Source organism: Xenorhabdus santafensis, assembly GCF_033949405.1.
In the GTDB taxonomy this organism is placed as follows: domain Bacteria; phylum Pseudomonadota; class Gammaproteobacteria; order Enterobacterales; family Enterobacteriaceae; genus Xenorhabdus; species Xenorhabdus santafensis.
The window spans coordinates 1-646 of sequence record NZ_VCDN01000263.1 but is presented as its reverse complement, the minus strand read 5'-3'; the positions used below and the strand labels follow the sequence as shown (position 1 = coordinate 646).

Here is a 646-nt window from a genome sequence, read left to right as displayed (position 1 = left end):
GAATACACAGATCACCCGGCCGTAAGGTATCTAAGCAATCTGTTCCAAATGTTTTATCATTATTTTTTCCAGGACCTACCTGGAAGTTTAAAAACTGTCCGCTGTGTAAGTCATATTCTAATTGAATCTTGATACCTGCAGTTTGTGCACAACCACCTGACCCAGGATATACATGTGCTAAATGTTTCGGTACTTGGAAAATCGTCGCATCTAAAATACGGATTCGTTGAAAATACGTGAGTGCTGCACTTGAAATGGCTGATGTTTTACAAAGTTTACTTTTCCATAATGCAGAAAAAATATATTTCAAAAATTCAACCGCTTTTTTATCAAAGCGTTTATTGAGTCCTTCTGGACTCATAAGAGTGCCTGTGGCGGCGTGTAATTGACTGCATAGTCGAACGAGAGAATCACTCGCTGTACGTTGACTGACCCAGATACATATGGTAGCTAATTCATTTCCTGAAAACTTTCGTTTTCTTTTTACAAAACCTAATTCTTTAGCGAGTTCTTCCAAAAGAGAAGGGGTTAAATGACGATACAGCTCTTCAGAAAATAGTTGTAATTCATCTTGAATTGAAAGATTCATAAAAAATGTCATCCTTTCTAGCTAGCTTTTTAGAAAGAATAACGTTTTTTGACACTT

At 36.5% G+C, this 646-nt stretch carries 1 pseudogene; it reads right to left on the bottom strand.

Going from position 1 to position 646, the window contains the following annotated elements:
* A pseudogene (locus tag FE392_RS22445) lies at window positions 1-589 on the bottom strand (IS4-like element IS231C family transposase); the annotation flags it as partial.
* Between the last annotated feature and the right edge of the window lie 57 nt (window positions 590-646).